The following is a 17,449-nucleotide window of genomic DNA, read 5'->3' as shown; positions in this document are numbered from 1 at the left end:
GTTTAATTATTGCGGATCACTGACTCGAATTTCCTTCGCACTTGCTTTTCAAGCATTAATGCTTTCGGAAACAATACCTCATTTTCAATTTTGGCATGCACTTTCAACTTTTCCTCAAAACGTTCCAACTCCGAAAATAAAACCTTGGTATTTAATTCTGTATGTTGTTCCATAGGGTATTGATCCATTAAAAACCGGATGCCTTTCATTTCATCATCGTGCACTTCATGTTCAATGGCGAATTTTTGCATACTGAAATTGGCATGTTGATAAAAAAATGAAGAAGGGTTCAGCTTCTTTTCATCAATCTTTTTAAGCTGAAGGATATGCTGAAAAAGTGTATCTTCCTCTTCATAAATGTGGTGAACAAAATCTTCCACAAACAAAGGAAATACATCTTTTATCTCTTGTTGGATAGGTAAAAAAACCGGGTTCTTTGTTTTTAACTGATTAACCAGCTTCACTAAAAATGGCAGATCCTTTTTAATGAAAATAAAATGAGTATGCTTTAAGTAACTAATAACCAAATCAATAGGAAAAGACAACAGCTTCAGATTGGCTATTTCTTCATTAGTACGAATCCGCTCCAGTTCATTAATTACCTGCTGAACCTGAAGGCCCTTACATGAACAGACTTTCTGTAGCGTATCCTCTTCATACTCATAGTAATCTATACCTAGGTAATAAAGAACAGAAGCGAAAACATAATTTTCCGCCACTAATTCCTTAATCTTTTTTTGAGAATATTCCACTTTTATTGATTTTAGCTGTGTAACAAAGGTAATTTAAATTTTAAGGCTTTTCAATTCAACGAATTACTAAATTTATGCGTTATTTGTTAGAATAAAAATTTAATAAACGTGAGTAAGATAAATAATAGTTCATTTCAAATAAAATTACCCCTCATTATATTTTCAACATTGGCAGCTGGTATACTCATAGGTGCCACAATGGCCAATCCTGAAAATTCTAAAGGCACCGTGCTCGAGGGTATTTCAAGAATAAAGGAGATTCTTCTGCAGATTGATCAAAACTACGTGGAAGAAGTGGATACTGATGCGTTGGTAGATAGCGCCATTGAAGGCATCCTGAAGGAGCTTGACCCTCATACTTCCTATATTCCTGCAAAAGATTTAGAAATGGTTTCTGCTGACTTACGAGGAAACTATGAAGGTATTGGAATTGAATTCAACATTTTTAAAGACACCTTATATGTAGTAGCGCCCTTGAGCGGTGGCCCATCTGAAGAAGCAGGCTTGCAATCCGGAGACAAAATAATTTCAGTAAATGGCGAAAATATTGCCGGGATAGGCTTAACCAACAGACAGGTACATGAATATTTGAGAGGTGAAAAAGGAAGTGAAGTAGTTGTGGGCATTTTAAGAAAGAACCAGAATGAAATAATGGACTTCACTATTACCAGAGACCAAATACCACAATATTCAGTAGACGCCAGCTACATGATCGATCACCAGGTTGGCTATATCAAGGTAAGTAGATTTTCTGCTACCACCTATACAGAATTTTTGGAAGCCTTGACTGATTTAAAGGAAAAAGGGTTAAAGAAATTAATCCTGGATTTACAAGACAATCCGGGCGGATATATGGACAGAGCGATCAGCATGGCCGATGAGTTCCTTTCAGATAATGCCCTAATTGTTTATACAAAGGGCAAAGAGAAAAGATTTAATTCGGAGGCCAAAGCCATAAAAAAGGGTATTTTTGAAGAAAATCCATTGATAGTACTTATTAATGAAGGAAGTGCCTCAGCTTCAGAAATAGTTTCAGGTGCTGTGCAAGATAATGATAGAGGATTGATTGTAGGGAGACGTTCGTTTGGAAAAGGCCTGGTTCAAATGCCCATTCCACTGAAAGATGGGTCAGAATTGCGATTGACCATCTCCAAATACTACACTCCAAGTGGCAGATCCATCCAGAAGCCTTTTGGCGAATCCTCTGAGGATTATCGAAAGGAAATGGCCAATAGGTTTGAACATGGGGAGTATTTCATAGCAGACAGCATTCATTTTGATGATTCATTGAAATACACTACCCAAAATGGCAGAACAGTTTATGGGGGTGGCGGTATTATGCCTGACTACTTTGTTGCCTTAGATACAGCCTCACATTCAGATTACCTGAATAAATTGTTGTACAGCAACAGCTTAAGACAATACACTTTTTCCTATCATGAAAGCAATAAGAAAATGCTCAAAAACATGGGGATGGATGGATATATTGAGAATTTTCAGGTAACAGATAATATGTTGAAGGATTTGGTTAAATTAGCTGAAAGCAATGATGTGAAATTCAATGCTAAGCAATTTGAAAAATCAAAAGATTTGATTAAAGTGTATGTGAAAGCTTATATTGCTCGAAATCTTTGGAACAATAAAGGCTTCTACCCTATTATTAATCAGCAAAATGAAATATTCAAAGAAGCGTTAAAGCTTTTCGATCAAGCAGAGACACTGACTAAAAAATAATTTTTATGGCCTATTATGTAAAAAAGGGTACCATCCCACCAAAAAGACACACACAATTCAGACAACCTGATGGTAGCTTGTATGCCGAAGAACTGGTGAGCTCTGAAGGATTTTCCGGGATTTATTCAAATTTGTACCATATCAACCCACCCACTAAAGTTAAGGCTATCAAAGATTCAGTGCCTTATGGCACTACTGCTGATAAGGATTTTCCATTACAGCAAGTTCATTTGAATACTTCAATGGTAAAAAACACTGGCACCGATTTTTTAGATGCAAGAAAAGTGCTTTTAATGAACAATGATGTATCCATGGCTCTTTGTATGCCTAGCAGAAGAGGAATGGATTATTATTATAAAAATGCCGAAGCTGATGAGTTACTTTTTATTCATGATGGTAGTGGTTATTTGTATTCCCAGTTTGGCAAGTTAAGAATTAAGGCAGGGGATTATGTAGTAATTCCCCGTACTACCATTTATAAATTGGATTGGGATGCTGGAGAAATCCGGTATTTAGTGATTGAATCTGCCAGTCCTGTTGAAACCGTAAAGCGTTATAGAAATCAGTTGGGACAACTCTTGGAGCATTCCCCTTATTGTGAAAGAGACATTCATCCCCCACAGGAGTTAATTACTGAGGAAAGCAAAGGGGAATATCATGTAAAAATAAAGAAAGGTGGGTTTATTCATCATTATGTATATGAGCATAGCCCATTTGATTTAGTAGGCTGGGACGGTTTTTTATACCCTTATACACTTTCTATTCATAATTTTGAGCCAATTACAGGCAGAATTCATCAGCCGCCACCAGTTCACCAGACTTTTCAGGCACACAATTTTGTGATTTGTTCCTTTGTCCCCAGGTTATTTGATTACCATCCACAATCGATACCCGCACCTTATAACCATAGTAATATTGATTCAGATGAAGTATTGTATTATGTGGAAGGGAATTTCATGAGCAGAAAAGGAGTTGATCGTGGTTCATTTACTTTACACCCCGGAGGATTGCCACATGGGCCGCACCCCGGCACTGTGGAAAAAAGTATTGGTGCAAAAGAAACGGAAGAGCTTGCTGTGATGTTGGATACTTTTAAACCACTTTATGTAACAGAACAAGGGAAAGAATTTTTGGACAAAAAATACCCTATGAGCTGGACAGAGTAAATGCTGAATATTGAAAGGGTTTAGAGGAATTTTAGCACTTAGGTTAGACCAAAGTTAGACACCGGACTCAGTCTTTAACTCTAACCCCTTTTATTGACCGCAATGATTCACTTTTGAACTGAACGGATCAGCCATTAAAAATATTTAAATTGTACGCAATAGTTGATATAGAAACCACAGGTGGCTACGCAGATAATAACAGAATCTGCGAAATAGCTATTATTATCCATGACGGACAAAAGGTGGTGAAGGAATATCAAAGCCTCATTAACCCGGAGAGAAGCATCCCTTACGGAGTGCAGGCCATTCATGGTATCAATGATGCAATGGTGGCCGATGCTCCTAAATTCTTTGAACAAGCAAAAACAATTTACGAACTGCTGAAAGACAATATTTTTGTGGCTCACAGTGTCAATTTCGATTACTCTTTTGTTCAAAAAGCATTTGTAGAATTAGGTTTCCCGCTCCAGCTTAAAAAGCTATGTACTGTACGATTGAGCAGAAAGATATTTCCCGGCTACAAAAGCTACAGTCTGGGCAATTTATGTGATCACAGAAAAATCATTATTAATGACAGGCACAGGGCATATGGAGATGCCATTGCAACAGCCGAGCTTTTCACCCAACTGCTAGCACATGATACAGAAGGAGTTATTGAAAAAACGCTGAAAAAGAACGCCTCTAACGTCAACATACCAGAAAATTTAAATAAAGAAGTATACGAAGCTTTACCACAGGCTCCCGGTGTTTATTATTTCCTCAACAGTAAAAGCCAAATTATTTATGTAGGTAAAGCAAAAGATATTAAAAAAAGAGTCAGCACCCATTTTGGAGGAAATAAAGGTGAAATTGCCAAGCAGGCTTTTCAAAAAGATATTTATCATGTGGATTATCTGCTTACCGGCAATGAGCTTATTGCTTTGCTACATGAATCACATGAAATAAGAAAGCATTGGCCAAGGTTTAACAGCGCTCAAAAGAACAATAATCCCGGTCATTGCATATTCTTGTATGAAGACAGATTGGGTTATAAAAGATTGCAGATAGGCAGAAAACAGAATGGCATGAAAACCCTAATGCGTTTCGCCAATCATGCTGGTGCTTTTAAATTTTTAGTAGATAAAAGCAAAGAGCTAAATATCTGCCCCAAAATGGCTGGCTATCAATCATCTCCAACAGAATGCTTTGACCACAAAATAAAGGAATGCGAGGGCGCTTGTATTGGTGATGAAAGCCCGGAAAGCCACAATAAAAAAATTAAGGCATTCATCCAACTCTGCGACTCAGAAAAAAGTGATTACATATTTATTGGCAAAGGCAAAAGCCAGGAAGAAATGAGCATAGTAATGGTGGAGGGAGGAAGCTATTTAGGCTATGGCTTTCTACACAAAGAAGAAGCTATCAGTGAATGGGAAGATCTGAAAAATTACCTCCAAAAATTTCCCGACCACCCTGAAATCTATAAAATCCTTAATAGCGAAACAGCAACCAAAGGCTTGAAAAAAATCAAAAAAGATGATTGGCTTCAGCAGAAAATAAGGTTGAGTCAGGCGAGTTGAAAGAATAAAATGGGAAGTGAGTTTGAGTAGTGAGTGGAGACACTCACCACGGCCGTCATGAATAAGGTTTGAAGAGGTGAAGTGGATACACTCACTGTGGCTGAGAAGAATCTGGAAGACCCAAATCTTGGAATTCTGTATCCCTACTCCCCAAGGCCATTCTTGAGTTTTGAAGTTTAAACCTTCTTCATCTTAAACTTCTTCTTCAATTCTTCCATCTGCTCTTTAAAGTTTTTATCCACATGCATCATATCATTTACAGATTGTACTGCGTGAATTACAGTGGAGTGATCCCTTCCTCCAAAGTGATATCCAATAGATTTTAAAGAATGGTTAGTATGCTCCTTGCAGAAGAACATCGCCACTTGTCTGGCTATCACTATTTCCTTTTTACGTGTTTTGGCTTTTAAATCGTCCATTTTCACTGCAAAATGCTCGGAAATAGTCTTTTGTATGTAATCTATACCTACTTCAGACTCAATGTCGTGCACAATGTTTTTAAGCGTTTGTTTTGCTAATTCCAGGTCAATTTCTCTGCGGGTCAAAGAAGCATGGGCAATTAAAGAAATCAAAACACCTTCCAACTCCCGAATATTGGTATCTACGCTATAAGCCAGATATTCAATCACATCACTCGGTATATGAATACCATCGCTTTGCATTTTGTTTTGAATAATGGCAATTCTTGTCTCCAAATCAGGCTGTTGCAAATCTGCAGTCAGTCCCCATTTAAAACGGGAAAGCAATCTATCCTCCAGCCCTTTCAAATCACGGGGAGGTCTGTCACTGGTCATAATGATTTGCTTGCCATTCTGGTGCAGGTGATTGAAAATATGGAAGAAAATCTCTTGCGTTCTTTCCTTTCCTCCCAAAAACTGTACATCATCAATGATCAAAGCATCAATGTGCAGATAATAGTTAGAGAAATCCTGAATCTTATTATTTCTAAGGGCATCAATGAATTGATTGGTAAATTTCTCTGAAGAAACATACAGTACAAATTTCCCTTCTAATGTATTTTTAATTTCATTGCCAATGGCCTGTACCAAATGGGTTTTACCCAACCCTACTCCACCATAAACCATCAAAGGATTAAAAGAAGTGATTCCTGGCTTTTTGGCGACTGCATAACCTGCAGACCTTGCCAATCTGTTACAATCACCCTCAATAAAGGTATCAAAAGTATAGTTAGGGTTCAGTTGTGAACTTTGCTGGCTTAAGTCAACACCATTTAATGTGAAAGGATTAGAAAAAGTCTGTTCCTTCTTAGCTTCCTTAGGTTTATCACTTTTGTTGTTATTGGGTAAGTTAATGGTAAAGGGTTTATATTTTTCATTTCCCCTATCAACTATTACCGAATATTCTAATCTTCCCTCCGGACCCAGCTCCTGATGGATTACTTTCCTAAGGATATGCACATAATGTTCTTCCAACCATTCATAGAAAAATTGACTCGGCACCTGGATAGTCAGGACATTATTTTCCAACTTCAAAGGTTCAACAGGTGAAAACCACGTGTTAAAACTTTGTTCACCCACACTCTCTTTTATTGAGTGGAGACAATTATTCCATACTGATTTACAGTCTTTAACCATTAACACAAAAACTTGTAGGATTGTATTACTTAAGCCCTTTGAATTTCTCAGGCTGACAAATTTGGTGAAAAAATAGAAAACAAAAAAATGAGATTTTACTTGACAGAGTCATAAATCAAATTCAGACTATTAATCTTTAATAATCAAAAGAAAATTCTTCAAAAAATCATATTACTTCATTTCCATTAATTCCTTATCAGACAGATAATTTTCAGGGGAGTTTTATAAAAGTATGAAATAATAATCCTTTTAAATAATTATCATTCATAGAAAATCAGAAATATATTACCTTTAACATATAAATAATTTTAAAAGGCATGAGTGAAGCAAATCTATTTGCAGATTTTAATAAAAGTACAGCAGCAGAATGGCAGGAAATCATTGAAAAAGGATTGAAAGGCAAGAGCTTTGATTCTTTGATTACTCCCACTGCCGAAGGAATTCCCATTCAACCATTTTATCATCAGGATTTTCTTGAAAAAGAATTACATAACATTTCCAATCCTATACAAAAAGAAAATCCCGGGCTACCAATTCGCTATTGGGTAAATCAATATAAAATATCAACACAAAATGTAAAAGAAGCCAATCAGCTCGCTCTTAAGGTATTGAATGAAGGGGCAGATGGTATTATATTCCAGATTAAGGACAACCTACCGGACTTAAATATACTCTTAAATGAAATTCATCCGGAATTTTGCATGATTTCATTTGAATCCATCAAACCCAATTTCAATTTTGTTCAGGACTACTTTCATTTTCTGAAAGCAAAAAATTACAATAACAGCAACATCACCGGAGCTTATTTTCATGACTTACTGGAAAATAGAGACGGGGGTTTGTTTAATTTCTCTCTAAAGGATTTTGAAAACTTAGCTCAATGTATAAAAGCCGGGATTGAGTACCCGCAATTTAAGCCTTTGCACATCAGTGCTCAGTTGTATCACAATGCCGGTGCCAATATTAACCATGAATTGAGCTTTACCTTATCAAAGTTGGCCGAGTATCTGGATAAATTAACTGATTTAGGACTTGAGGTAAAGCAAGTATTCAATACAATTAGCTTTTCATTTGCTTTTGGAAGACATTACTTTTTTGAAATTGCCAAAACAAAAGCTTTTAAAGCCACTGTATTAAAAATTGCTTCTGCTTACGATTTGGAAATTTCTGCAGATGACATTATCATCCACGCCAATACCAGCAAAAGAAGTAAATCTGCATTGGATTTCAATGTGAATTTACTGAGAAACAGCACTGAGGCCATGGCTGCTATATTGGGTGGCTGTAATAGCCTCTGGGTAGAACCTCATGATGCCGTGCATGCCGGCCAATCAAAAGAAACTTTTAAACGAATTGCCTTAAACGTTTCTACCATTTTGAAAGAGGAAGCCTATCTGGATAAAATAGTTGATCCTACTTTAGGCACTTATTACTTAGAATCTATTATCAAATCATTGGAGGAAAAATCATGGGAACATTTTTTAAATTTAGAAGAGCATGGTAGCTACTCTCAATTGTTTGAACAAGGATTAATTAGTGAAAGCATTCAGTCTGATGAGCAAAAAACTTCACAGGAAGTAGCTGAAAGAAAGGACTTGTATATTGGCGCCAATACTTTCCAGTTAATAGGTGAAAAAGTAGAGCTTGAAGTGATAAAACCAACAGATTCTAAATTTCTGAGCCCGAAAAGGGCCACACATAAAATTGAATCGCTTAGAAACCGAACAGAATCTTATGTAAAAAAGAAAGGAGCAGAAAGCAGACCTATGGCTACTCTTGTTTTATTGGATACAGATCCGTTATCCAAAGCAAAATCGGATTTTAGTTATAGTTTTTTAGGCATGGCTGGAATTGGTATTGCTGAAGAATATTTTTTAAAGCCCCAGGAAAATTTAGCAAAAAAAGTAAAATTGTTCAACTCAGAGGTGGTGGTTTTCTGTTATAAGGAAAAGCCTGATTATTTAAAGGACAGCTTGCAAAATGTTAAAAACATAGCATTAATAGCAGGCCAGGAAGCTGATGAAGAGGAATTGAAATCAGCAGGACTCTATGGATGTATCCATAGAAAAACATCCACTTTAGATTTTTTGAATCAATTATTAACAGACTTAGGAATCCAATAAGATATGAGACCCGATTTTTCTCAAATAAAGAATATAAAAAATAAACCGAATCCACACATTGTACAAGAAAGATCCGGATGGGAAACCCCTGAGAAAATAGAGATCCCTCCTATTTTACAGGTAAAAGATATTGAAGGCCTGCCGCATTTGGACTTCATTGCCGGGAAAGCACCTTATTTACGAGGCCCTTATCCTACAATGTATGTACAGAAACCATGGACCATCAGGCAATATGCTGGTTTTTCAACTGCTGAGGCTTCCAATGAGTTTTACAGAAAAAATCTGGCAGCTGGCCAAAAAGGATTGTCCGTTGCTTTTGATTTAGCTACCCACAGAGGTTATGATTCTGATCATCCAAGAGTGGAAGGTGACGTGGGAAAGGCAGGTGTTGCTATTGATAGCATACTTGATATGAAAGTGCTTTTCGATAGCATTCCATTAGATAAGATGTCAGTTTCAATGACCATGAATGGTGCCGTAGTACCTATTATGGCATTTTATATAGTAGCTGCGGAGGAACAAGGTGTAAAACCGGAGCAACTTTCCGGCACCATCCAAAATGATATTTTAAAGGAGTTTATGGTGCGGAATACCTATATCTATCCACCGGAACCTTCTATGCGTATTATTTCCGATATATTTGAATACTCCAGCAAGTACATGCCTAAATTCAACTCCATCAGTATTAGTGGCTATCATATGCATGAAGCAGGTGCCACTGCTGATTTGGAATTGGCTTATACTTTAGCTGATGGATTGGAATACATCAGGGCAGGATTAAATGCAGGATTGAAAATTGATGAATTTGCACCCCGTCTCTCATTCTTTTGGGCCATCGGTATGAACCATTTTATGGAGATAGCCAAAATGAGAGCTGGAAGGCTATTATGGGCCAAAATTGTGAAGCAGTTTAATCCTGAAAACCCGAAATCGCTGGCCTTAAGAACCCATTGCCAGACATCCGGTTACAGCTTAACAGAGCAGGATCCGTATAATAATGTGACCCGTACCTGTGTGGAAGCCATGGCTGCTGCATTAGGTCATACGCAATCATTGCACACTAACGCACTGGATGAAGCCATTGCATTGCCCACAGATTTTTCTGCTAGAATTGCCAGAAACACACAGCTGTTCCTGCAGGAAGAAACAAAAATCACTAAAACAGTAGATCCCTGGGGAGGCTCCTATTATGTGGAATACCTCACCAATCAATTAGTGGAGATGGCTTCTAAGTTAATAGATGAAGTAGAAAAATTGGGTGGTATGGCGAAAGCCATAGAAACCGGTTTACCTAAAATGCGTATTGAAGAAGCTTCAGCCAGGAAACAAGCACGTATAGATGCGGGAAGGGATGTAATTGTTGGAGTTAACCGCTATCAAACCGATGAAGAAAGTGATATTGAATTGCTAGAAGTAGATAATACAGCTGTTTTAAAGTCACAGATCGCGCGTATCAAAAAGCTGAAAGCCGAAAGGAATGATGAAAAAACAATAGCTTCACTGGAGAAATTGGGCGAATCTGCTGCATCTGGAGAAGGAAATATATTGGAATTAGCCATTGAAGCAGCCCGAAACAGAGCTACATTAGGAGAAATATCAGATGCCATGGAAAAATCATTTGGAAGACATAAAGCTACTATCCGTTCTATTTCTGGAGTATATTCGGGTGAAGCAGGCAATAGTGATGAATTTAAGAAAGCCCAAAAATTGGCCAATGATTTTGCAAAATGGGATGGTCGAAGGCCTCGTATTTTAATTGCCAAAATGGGCCAGGACGGACATGACAGAGGAGCCAAAGTAATCGCTACCAGTTTTGCCGATTTAGGTTTTGATGTGGATATCGGGCCACTTTTCCAGACACCTGAAGAAGTAGCCATGCAGGCAGCTGAAAATGATGTACACATGATTGGTGCATCAAGTTTGGCTGCAGGTCATAAAACACTGGTTCCTAAGTTAATCAATGAATTGAAAAAACTTGGTCGTGAGGATATAATGGTAATAGCCGGTGGTGTAATTCCCCCAAAAGATTATCAGTTCCTTTATGATGCAGGAGTAGCGGCTATTTTTGGGCCTGGAACAGTAATCGCCAGGGCTGCAGCCGAGATATTAACAAAGCTGATGGACGAAACAGAAGAGGCTTAAATTTGTTATCTCTCAAAGTCCATTTAAAATAAATGAAACTAACTATGTACTACACCAACAGAATTCTCACAATTGCTCTAGTCATTATTTTATGGTCGTGCGGTGGTGAAAAGAAACAAGGCACAGAAAATGAAGCCCCTAAAGAAAGAATTACAGATCGGCTAAAAAACAAAGTAAAACAATACAGCGGAGATGAAAGATTGGCCAGTATCAATCTGCCTGAAAATTTCCATATCTCTGTCTTTGCTGAGGTGCCTAATGCCCGTTCTATGGCTTTATCTGAAAATGGAACTTTATTTGTAGGCAACAGAGGTGAAGATAAAGTGTATGCTGTAAAAGACACAGACAATGATGGAATTGCTGATGAAAAGTACGTGATTGCAGAAGGCTTGAGTTCTCCAAATGGGGTGGCCTTCAAAGATGGGGATTTATATGTGGCTGAAATCAGTAGAATTATCAAGTTTTCCGATATTGAAAATAATTTAGCCAATCCACCTGCTCATGAAGTTATTTATGATGAATTTCCTACAGATAAAAGTCATGGTTGGAAATACATCGCTTTTGGCCCTGATGGTAAATTATATGTTCCGGTGGGTGCTCCTTGTAACATTTGCAATCCTGAAAAGGATATTTATGCAAGCATTACCCGTATGAATGCTGACGGCACAGAAATGGAAATTTATGCGGAAGGCATTAGAAATACCGTGGGCTTTACATGGCATCCCGAAACCAGGGAATTGTATTTTACAGATAACGGACGTGATATGATGGGTGATAGCATTCCTCCTTGCGAATTAAATATAGCCACTCAAAAAGGCCAGCATTTTGGTTATCCATTCTGCCATGGAGGGAATATAGCCGATCCGGAGTTCGGCTCCTTGAGAGATTGTAATGAATTTAAAAAGCCCTACAGAAACTTAGGCCCTCATGTAGCCCCACTAGGATTAAAATTTTATACAGCTGATATGTTCCCAGCGGAATACAAAAACCAGATTTTTATTGCCGAACACGGCAGCTGGAACCGCTCTGAAAAAATCGGGTACAGAATCCAAATGGTTTCAGATACAAAGAAGGGGAAACCAAGCTATGAAACCTTTATTGATGGTTGGTTAAATGAATCGGAACAGGAAGCCTGGGGCAGACCTGTAGATGTTATTATTGATAAAGAGGGTGCTATGTTAATTAGTGATGATAAGGCTGGTCTGATTTATCGGGTTGTTTATAAAGGTTAAAAAATAGCTTTTCCTCTTTTATAGTCGCAGTCTTTAGTAATGATTGCTAAAATTTGGGATAGAATATTAAAATAGATTCAAATTTCAATGAGGATGGTAAAAATCTCTATTGAAACAAAAAATCCACATAATACGGCCGATCGTAGCCTTAGTATTATGTGGATAAAACTAAAAAAAACTATTTAACTTATCTTTTAACTAATACAGCCATTTGATTACTTCCTTTCTCGAAAGTAAAGCCACTGTACAATTGTCTTATATGACCGTTATAATCTAACATTTGCTTGCTACTGGCAACCGTTGCTTCTATTATCATATCTTCTGTTGATGGTGCCCCCATGTGAAGGTTCAATTCAATTTCAGCAAGCATTTCCCTTACTTGATACTTTGTCCACTTATTATTGGCAAAGATATAGAATCCAGGGTTCTCATCTGTTACATATACCATTTGGTTATAGCTGGCATCTGTCAAATCAGAAAGCTCACTTGCCTGAACTTTAGGAATTAACACATCAAAACCCTGCTTGTTCATTTGGATTTTCATGCTGTTGTTGATTTTATCAAAGTCATTCCCTAATACAGGGCTTTGTGCATGAAGTGAATTATTCATTCCAAAGAAAATAATTACTGCAAACAAAACAGTTAAGAAACTTTGAGTTGCAGTTTGGAAGTATTTTGAATAAGTTTTCATGACTTGATGATTTAATGTTATTCAAATATCACACAAATCTGATAAGTAACTATGAGGGCAATGCCGAAATTGCTTTTAGGTGATTTACCTATGAACCTAATTTGGATCCTTTTTTAAACCTTAAACTTTAAAGATTTGATGTTGGCTTATTGATGATGAAATTATCCCGATACTGGAGAAGAAAAACAGCCTAAATCAGATTGATTAATATTATAATATCCAATGTTAAGTTGAAAAAATGAAATGGCGGATTTTATAGATAATTTTGTAAAGATTTTATTTTTGATTAATAATTGTAGATGGTTGGAAGTATTACTTTACTTCTCAATAGTTCCCATTTTATGAAACAGTATGAGGATATGAAAAAAAATGGTGTATTACTTATTCATGGTGCAGGTCTGGGTAGTTTTATTTGGGATGAATTAATACCTCTCTTAAACTTACCTGCTCTGGCAGTAGATTTTCCAAACCGAAAAAAAGGAGATAAGGTCAATCTACAATTAAGTTTTAAACACTATTCAGATGCAGTCATTCAGCAGGTTGAACAATGGAATATTGAAAGTTTCGTTATAGTAGCACATTCCGTTGGCGGATGTGTAGGCTTAAAAGTAGCCGAACATTTTGGTAAAAGAGTAATAGGTTTTGTAGGGATCAGTTCTGTTATTCCCTCCGATGGAAATTCTTTTATCTCTTGCCTACCTTTTCCTCAAAAAGTGATTATGCCAGTCATACTAAAAATTGCTGGAACCAAACCGCCCAAAAAGGCCATTGAAATTGGTCTATGCCATGACCTCACTGATATGCAATGTCAGTCCATTATGGAAAATTTCACTCCGGAATCAAAGGCATTATTTAAAGAAAAATGTAAGGCTGAAATACCTAACGTAAAAAAATTATATATTAAACTACTGAACGACCAGGAATTCCCCACTTCAATGCAAGAAAAAATGGCTGAAAATATGAATACTCAAAATATCGCAACCATTGAGAGTGGTCATTTACCTATGCTCAGTCATACAAATGAGCTAGCTAAAATCTTAAATGATTTTTGTTGAGGAATATGCTGATTTTAGAAAAACTCATAATGGACAATACCATTAAAACTCGCCTCGCTTTAATTTCATTAGAGGGGCAGTAGTCCTGTTTTTATACCCATGGTATAGTGTTGCCACCAATAAAACTACTGTGGCCACAATAGCAGTAACAGCTATTCCTGTATTCACCGGGTACTGTTTTACTGCAATGGCTATGAGTGCCCATATGCCTACCACTGCAGATTCTCGCAAATTTCTGCTAAAGATCATGAACAGATAAATCCCCATTGCTACCAACACCATGAAAATAGTCCATATTTGAGAGGTTAAAGGAAAACCTTCCCAGCCTATAGACACTAAAAAAACTGCCACATTGGTAACCGAAGCAATAATTATCCAGCCGATATAAATGGCCAATGGCCACCATACAAAGAATATAATTCTTACGGGTTCATCTTTTTTCTCCAGATCGAGCCTAAATACTAATGTCAGTAAGCTGGCTAGAAGTATAAACATTACTATGACTGATAAACCAATATATTCATTGAGCCATAAAAATAACCAACCGATATTGACAAGATTGGCAATGGTGAAATATAAACCTGTTTTATCTATTATCCATTGATTGTTCTTCCTGAAATAAGTGACCCATTGATAAATAACAAAAGCTGTTAGCATCAAATAAATCAATCCCCAAATGGAAAAGGCATAAGCTGAAGGCGTAATTAATGTATCATAAGCCCGACTTACTTCACCCACAGATTTATTACCTATCTGTCCGGAACCCGCCAATCCATTGACAATAATAACCGCAATTAAGGTGATTGTATTTAAGAAAAGTAATAATAGACGTGACATATAGTAGATTTTAAAAAGGCATGAATTCAACAGTGTAATTAACACACATCGTTTCCATACCCTATTTCCTTACGATAATAACGGGAATATATTTAATAAGGATTCTATAGACAAAAATCATTTCCCGTCAACTCTGAACTTTATCTACGGCAAAAGCATTGTACACTCTGTAAAGGAAAATAAACCAGTCATTTATAAAATCTGAAAAATATTTTAGATATTTTTCAGATAAATTATAGATATTCTAAAAAATATTATTACCTTTGCATCATTATTGAAATCCGGGGCTAGTCGAAAGGTTCGAATATATGGCTTTGGGTTTAAATTTTCTTTAAACACACAAATGCTAACATTCGAAGAATTAGGCCTAAAGCCTGAAATTCTTAAAGCTATTTTAGAAATAGGCTTTGAGAACCCTACTCCTATACAGGAAAAAACAATACCACATTTATTAACTACCCAACAAGATTTAATTGCTTTGGCTCAAACAGGTTCAGGTAAAACTGCAGCTTTTGGTCTTCCGGTAATTAATCAAATTGACGCTGACTCTAAAAGAACACAAGCGATAATCTTGTGTCCTACTCGTGAATTGGCTATCCAAATTGCCAAAGATTTTGATGCTTTCACTAAATACACCAAAAAACTGGACGTATTGCCAGTATATGGTGGATCAAGTATCGAGGCACAAATCAAATCCTTGAATAAAGGAGCTCAGATTGTAGTGGGTACTCCCGGTAGAGTTGTGGATTTAATCAATCGTAAGAAATTAAAATTAGAAGATATCCAGTGGGTGGTATTGGATGAGGCTGATGAAATGCTTAATATGGGCTTTAAGGATGATTTGGATTTTATCTTATCCCATACACCTGAAAGCAGACAGACTTTACTTTTCTCGGCTACTATGTCCAGGGAAGTATTGCGAATCTCTAATGACTATATGAATTCGCCTGAAGAAATATCTTCCGGTAAAAGAAATCAGGGTGCAGAGAAAGTACAACATTTCTATTATGTTGTGAATGGTAGGGATAAATACCTGGCATTGAAGCGTATTGCTGACATGAACCCTAATATTTATGCTATCATTTTCTGTAGAACCAGAAGGGAAACACAGGAAATATCTGATGCTTTGGCTTCTGATGGTTACAATGCAGATTGTTTGCATGGTGATTTATCACAAGCGCAAAGAGATGCCGTAATGGGTCGTTACAGAAAAAGACATTTACAAATGTTGGTAGCTACTGATGTTGCCGCCAGAGGTTTGGATGTAACTGATATCACGCACGTAATCAACTATAACATTCCTGATGAATTGGAAACTTACGTTCACAGAAGCGGAAGAACTGGTAGAGCAGGAAAAGAAGGTATTTCAATTGCCATAGTTGGACCTAAAGATTCTGGTAAAATCCGTCAGTTAGAAAAAATTATCGGTAAGCCTTTTACTAAAAGTGAGGTTCCTGCTGGTGAAGCTGTTGTAGAAAAGCAATTGTTTTCTTTCATAGAAAACGTTAAAGCTACTGAAGTGGATGAAAAACAAATTCAGCCACTGATGGATAATATTCTGGTTCAATTTGAAGACTTAAGCAGAGAAGAATTAATTAAAAAATTCGTTTCTATGGAATTCAACAAATTCCTGGCTTACTATAAAAACTCCAATGATTTGAATACCAACGAACGTGGTGGTAGAGATAATGATAGAGGAGAAAGAGGCGAACGTGGTGGAAGAAAAAGCGGCAACTATGCTACTTTATTCTTAAACATAGGTGAAAAAGATAATTTAAATTCAGGTACCCTTTTAGGGTTCATGAACGGATTATCCTCTATCCCTAACGGAATTGAATTCGGTAAGATTGATATCCAAAGAAACTTTAGTTTCTTAGAAGTAGAGGCTAAACACGAAAAAACTGTAATGGATGCCTTAAATGGCAGTGAGTTTGACGGTCGTAAAGTATCAGCTGAGCAAAAATCAGGTGGCGGAGAAAGAAAAAGTGACAGAAGCGATAGAAGAAGAAGCGATAGCCCGAGATCTAAAAGCGGTAGCGGAAGTGGTTTCAAAGGAAGATTTGGTGACAACAAAAAACCTTCAGGAAGTCGACCTCGCGTAAAAGCAAGTTCAGGCGGAAGAAGGAAGTAAGAATATATTAATCAATTGAAAGCCGGTCAGCAGTGTCCGGCTTTTTTTTATGCCTAACTGCTAACTTCTCCCGGAGGGATTTAAAGACTGCTTTCCAAGAATAATATCGAAAAACAGCTTAAAATCAGAGGCCAGGCTCCACAATGGATATTGGAAGGTTGCGGGTTTATTCTTTTCAAAGAAAAAATGCCCTACCCATGCAAATCCATATCCCACTACAGGTATCAGCCATAATCCCAAGTAAGTTTGAGTAATTAATGCCCAAATTAGAATAAGTAACAATAAAGCTGTGCCAATAAAATGAAGCTTCCTTGAAGTCGGGTGCTGATGCTCTGTTAAATAGTAAGGATAAAATTCTTTAAAACTTTTATATTTTCTTTCTGCCATTTTACCTGATTTTAGATAATAGATTGAAGATAACAGATTTTTAAT

Annotated in this window: 13 protein-coding genes; 8 read left to right on the top strand and 5 right to left on the bottom strand. The window is 36.9% G+C overall.

The window, feature by feature from the left end; all coding sequences use genetic code 11:
- Positions 1 to 2 precede the first annotated feature (2 nt).
- The gene (locus JKA74_RS07635) at positions 3 to 752 is read right to left on the bottom strand and encodes an iron-sulfur cluster repair di-iron protein (protein ID WP_201430568.1); all 750 of its coding nucleotides are present in this window, start codon (positions 750 to 752) and stop codon (positions 3 to 5) included.
- A gap of 108 nt (positions 753 to 860) precedes the next feature.
- On the opposite strand from JKA74_RS07635, the gene JKA74_RS07630 reads away from it, so the two are divergent.
- The 3 genes from JKA74_RS07630 to JKA74_RS07620 all read left to right on the top strand — a co-directional run bounded on the left by JKA74_RS07630 (position 861) and on the right by JKA74_RS07620 (position 5,211).
- Positions 861 to 2,486 (top strand): S41 family peptidase, encoded by a 1,626-nt coding sequence (locus JKA74_RS07630; protein ID WP_201430567.1) that lies wholly within the window; start codon positions 861 to 863, stop codon positions 2,484 to 2,486.
- Positions 2,487 to 2,491: 5 nt separating this feature from the next.
- Positions 2,492 to 3,652, top strand: coding sequence for a homogentisate 1,2-dioxygenase (locus tag JKA74_RS07625; protein WP_201430566.1), 1,161 nt, complete (start codon positions 2,492 to 2,494; stop codon positions 3,650 to 3,652).
- A gap of 149 nt (positions 3,653 to 3,801) precedes the next feature.
- The gene (locus JKA74_RS07620) at positions 3,802 to 5,211 is read left to right on the top strand and encodes an exonuclease domain-containing protein (RefSeq protein ID WP_201430565.1); all 1,410 of its coding nucleotides are present in this window, start codon (positions 3,802 to 3,804) and stop codon (positions 5,209 to 5,211) included.
- 176 nt (positions 5,212 to 5,387) lie between these two features.
- Here JKA74_RS07620 and dnaA read toward each other — a convergent pair whose 3' ends face one another.
- The gene (gene dnaA, locus JKA74_RS07615; RefSeq protein ID WP_201430564.1) at positions 5,388 to 6,806 is read right to left on the bottom strand and encodes a chromosomal replication initiator protein DnaA; all 1,419 of its coding nucleotides are present in this window, start codon (positions 6,804 to 6,806) and stop codon (positions 5,388 to 5,390) included.
- A gap of 317 nt (positions 6,807 to 7,123) precedes the next feature.
- Here dnaA and JKA74_RS07610 point away from each other — a divergent pair, with 317 nt between their 5' ends.
- From JKA74_RS07610 to JKA74_RS07600, 3 genes are read left to right on the top strand one after another with little or no spacing between them, the layout of a single operon-like run.
- The gene (locus JKA74_RS07610; protein WP_201430563.1) at positions 7,124 to 8,929 is read left to right on the top strand and encodes a methylmalonyl-CoA mutase family protein; all 1,806 of its coding nucleotides are present in this window, start codon (positions 7,124 to 7,126) and stop codon (positions 8,927 to 8,929) included.
- 3 nt (positions 8,930 to 8,932) lie between these two features.
- Positions 8,933 to 11,071: a methylmalonyl-CoA mutase gene (gene scpA / locus JKA74_RS07605; protein WP_201430562.1), complete on the top strand. Its 2,139-nt coding sequence runs from the start codon at positions 8,933 to 8,935 to the stop codon at positions 11,069 to 11,071.
- 32 nt (positions 11,072 to 11,103) lie between these two features.
- On the top strand, positions 11,104 to 12,303 hold the full coding sequence (locus JKA74_RS07600; protein WP_236587590.1) for a PQQ-dependent sugar dehydrogenase: 1,200 nt from the start codon (positions 11,104 to 11,106) through the stop codon (positions 12,301 to 12,303).
- 187 nt (positions 12,304 to 12,490) lie between these two features.
- Here the strand turns inward: JKA74_RS07600 and JKA74_RS07595 are convergent, their stop codons facing one another.
- The gene (locus JKA74_RS07595; protein WP_201430561.1) at positions 12,491 to 12,994 is read right to left on the bottom strand and encodes a hypothetical protein; all 504 of its coding nucleotides are present in this window, start codon (positions 12,992 to 12,994) and stop codon (positions 12,491 to 12,493) included.
- Positions 12,995 to 13,335: 341 nt separating this feature from the next.
- On the opposite strand from JKA74_RS07595, the gene JKA74_RS07590 reads away from it, so the two are divergent.
- A complete protein-coding gene (locus JKA74_RS07590) occupies positions 13,336 to 14,049 on the top strand; it encodes an alpha/beta fold hydrolase (protein ID WP_201430560.1) in 714 nt (237 codons plus the stop codon).
- Positions 14,050 to 14,091: 42 nt separating this feature from the next.
- Here JKA74_RS07590 and JKA74_RS07585 read toward each other — a convergent pair whose 3' ends face one another.
- Entirely contained in the window at positions 14,092 to 14,886 is a 795-nt protein-coding gene (locus JKA74_RS07585; RefSeq protein WP_201430559.1) for a hypothetical protein, read from the bottom strand.
- 343 nt (positions 14,887 to 15,229) lie between these two features.
- Between JKA74_RS07585 and JKA74_RS07580 the strand changes: the two genes are divergently transcribed.
- Positions 15,230 to 17,017, top strand: a complete 1,788-nt coding sequence (locus JKA74_RS07580; protein ID WP_201430558.1) for a DEAD/DEAH box helicase — start codon at positions 15,230 to 15,232, stop codon at positions 17,015 to 17,017.
- Positions 17,018 to 17,077: 60 nt separating this feature from the next.
- Here JKA74_RS07580 and JKA74_RS07575 read toward each other — a convergent pair whose 3' ends face one another.
- A complete protein-coding gene (locus tag JKA74_RS07575; RefSeq protein ID WP_201430557.1) occupies positions 17,078 to 17,404 on the bottom strand; it encodes a DUF962 domain-containing protein in 327 nt (108 codons plus the stop codon).
- Positions 17,405 to 17,449: the final 45 nt, after the last annotated feature.

The sequence above is a fragment of the Marivirga aurantiaca genome (genome assembly GCF_016679925.1).
GTDB classification, from domain to species: Bacteria; Bacteroidota; Bacteroidia; order Cytophagales; family Cyclobacteriaceae; genus Marivirga; species Marivirga aurantiaca.
Note: the sequence above shows the minus strand (reverse complement) of the source record. Positions and strands in the feature narration are given on the sequence as shown.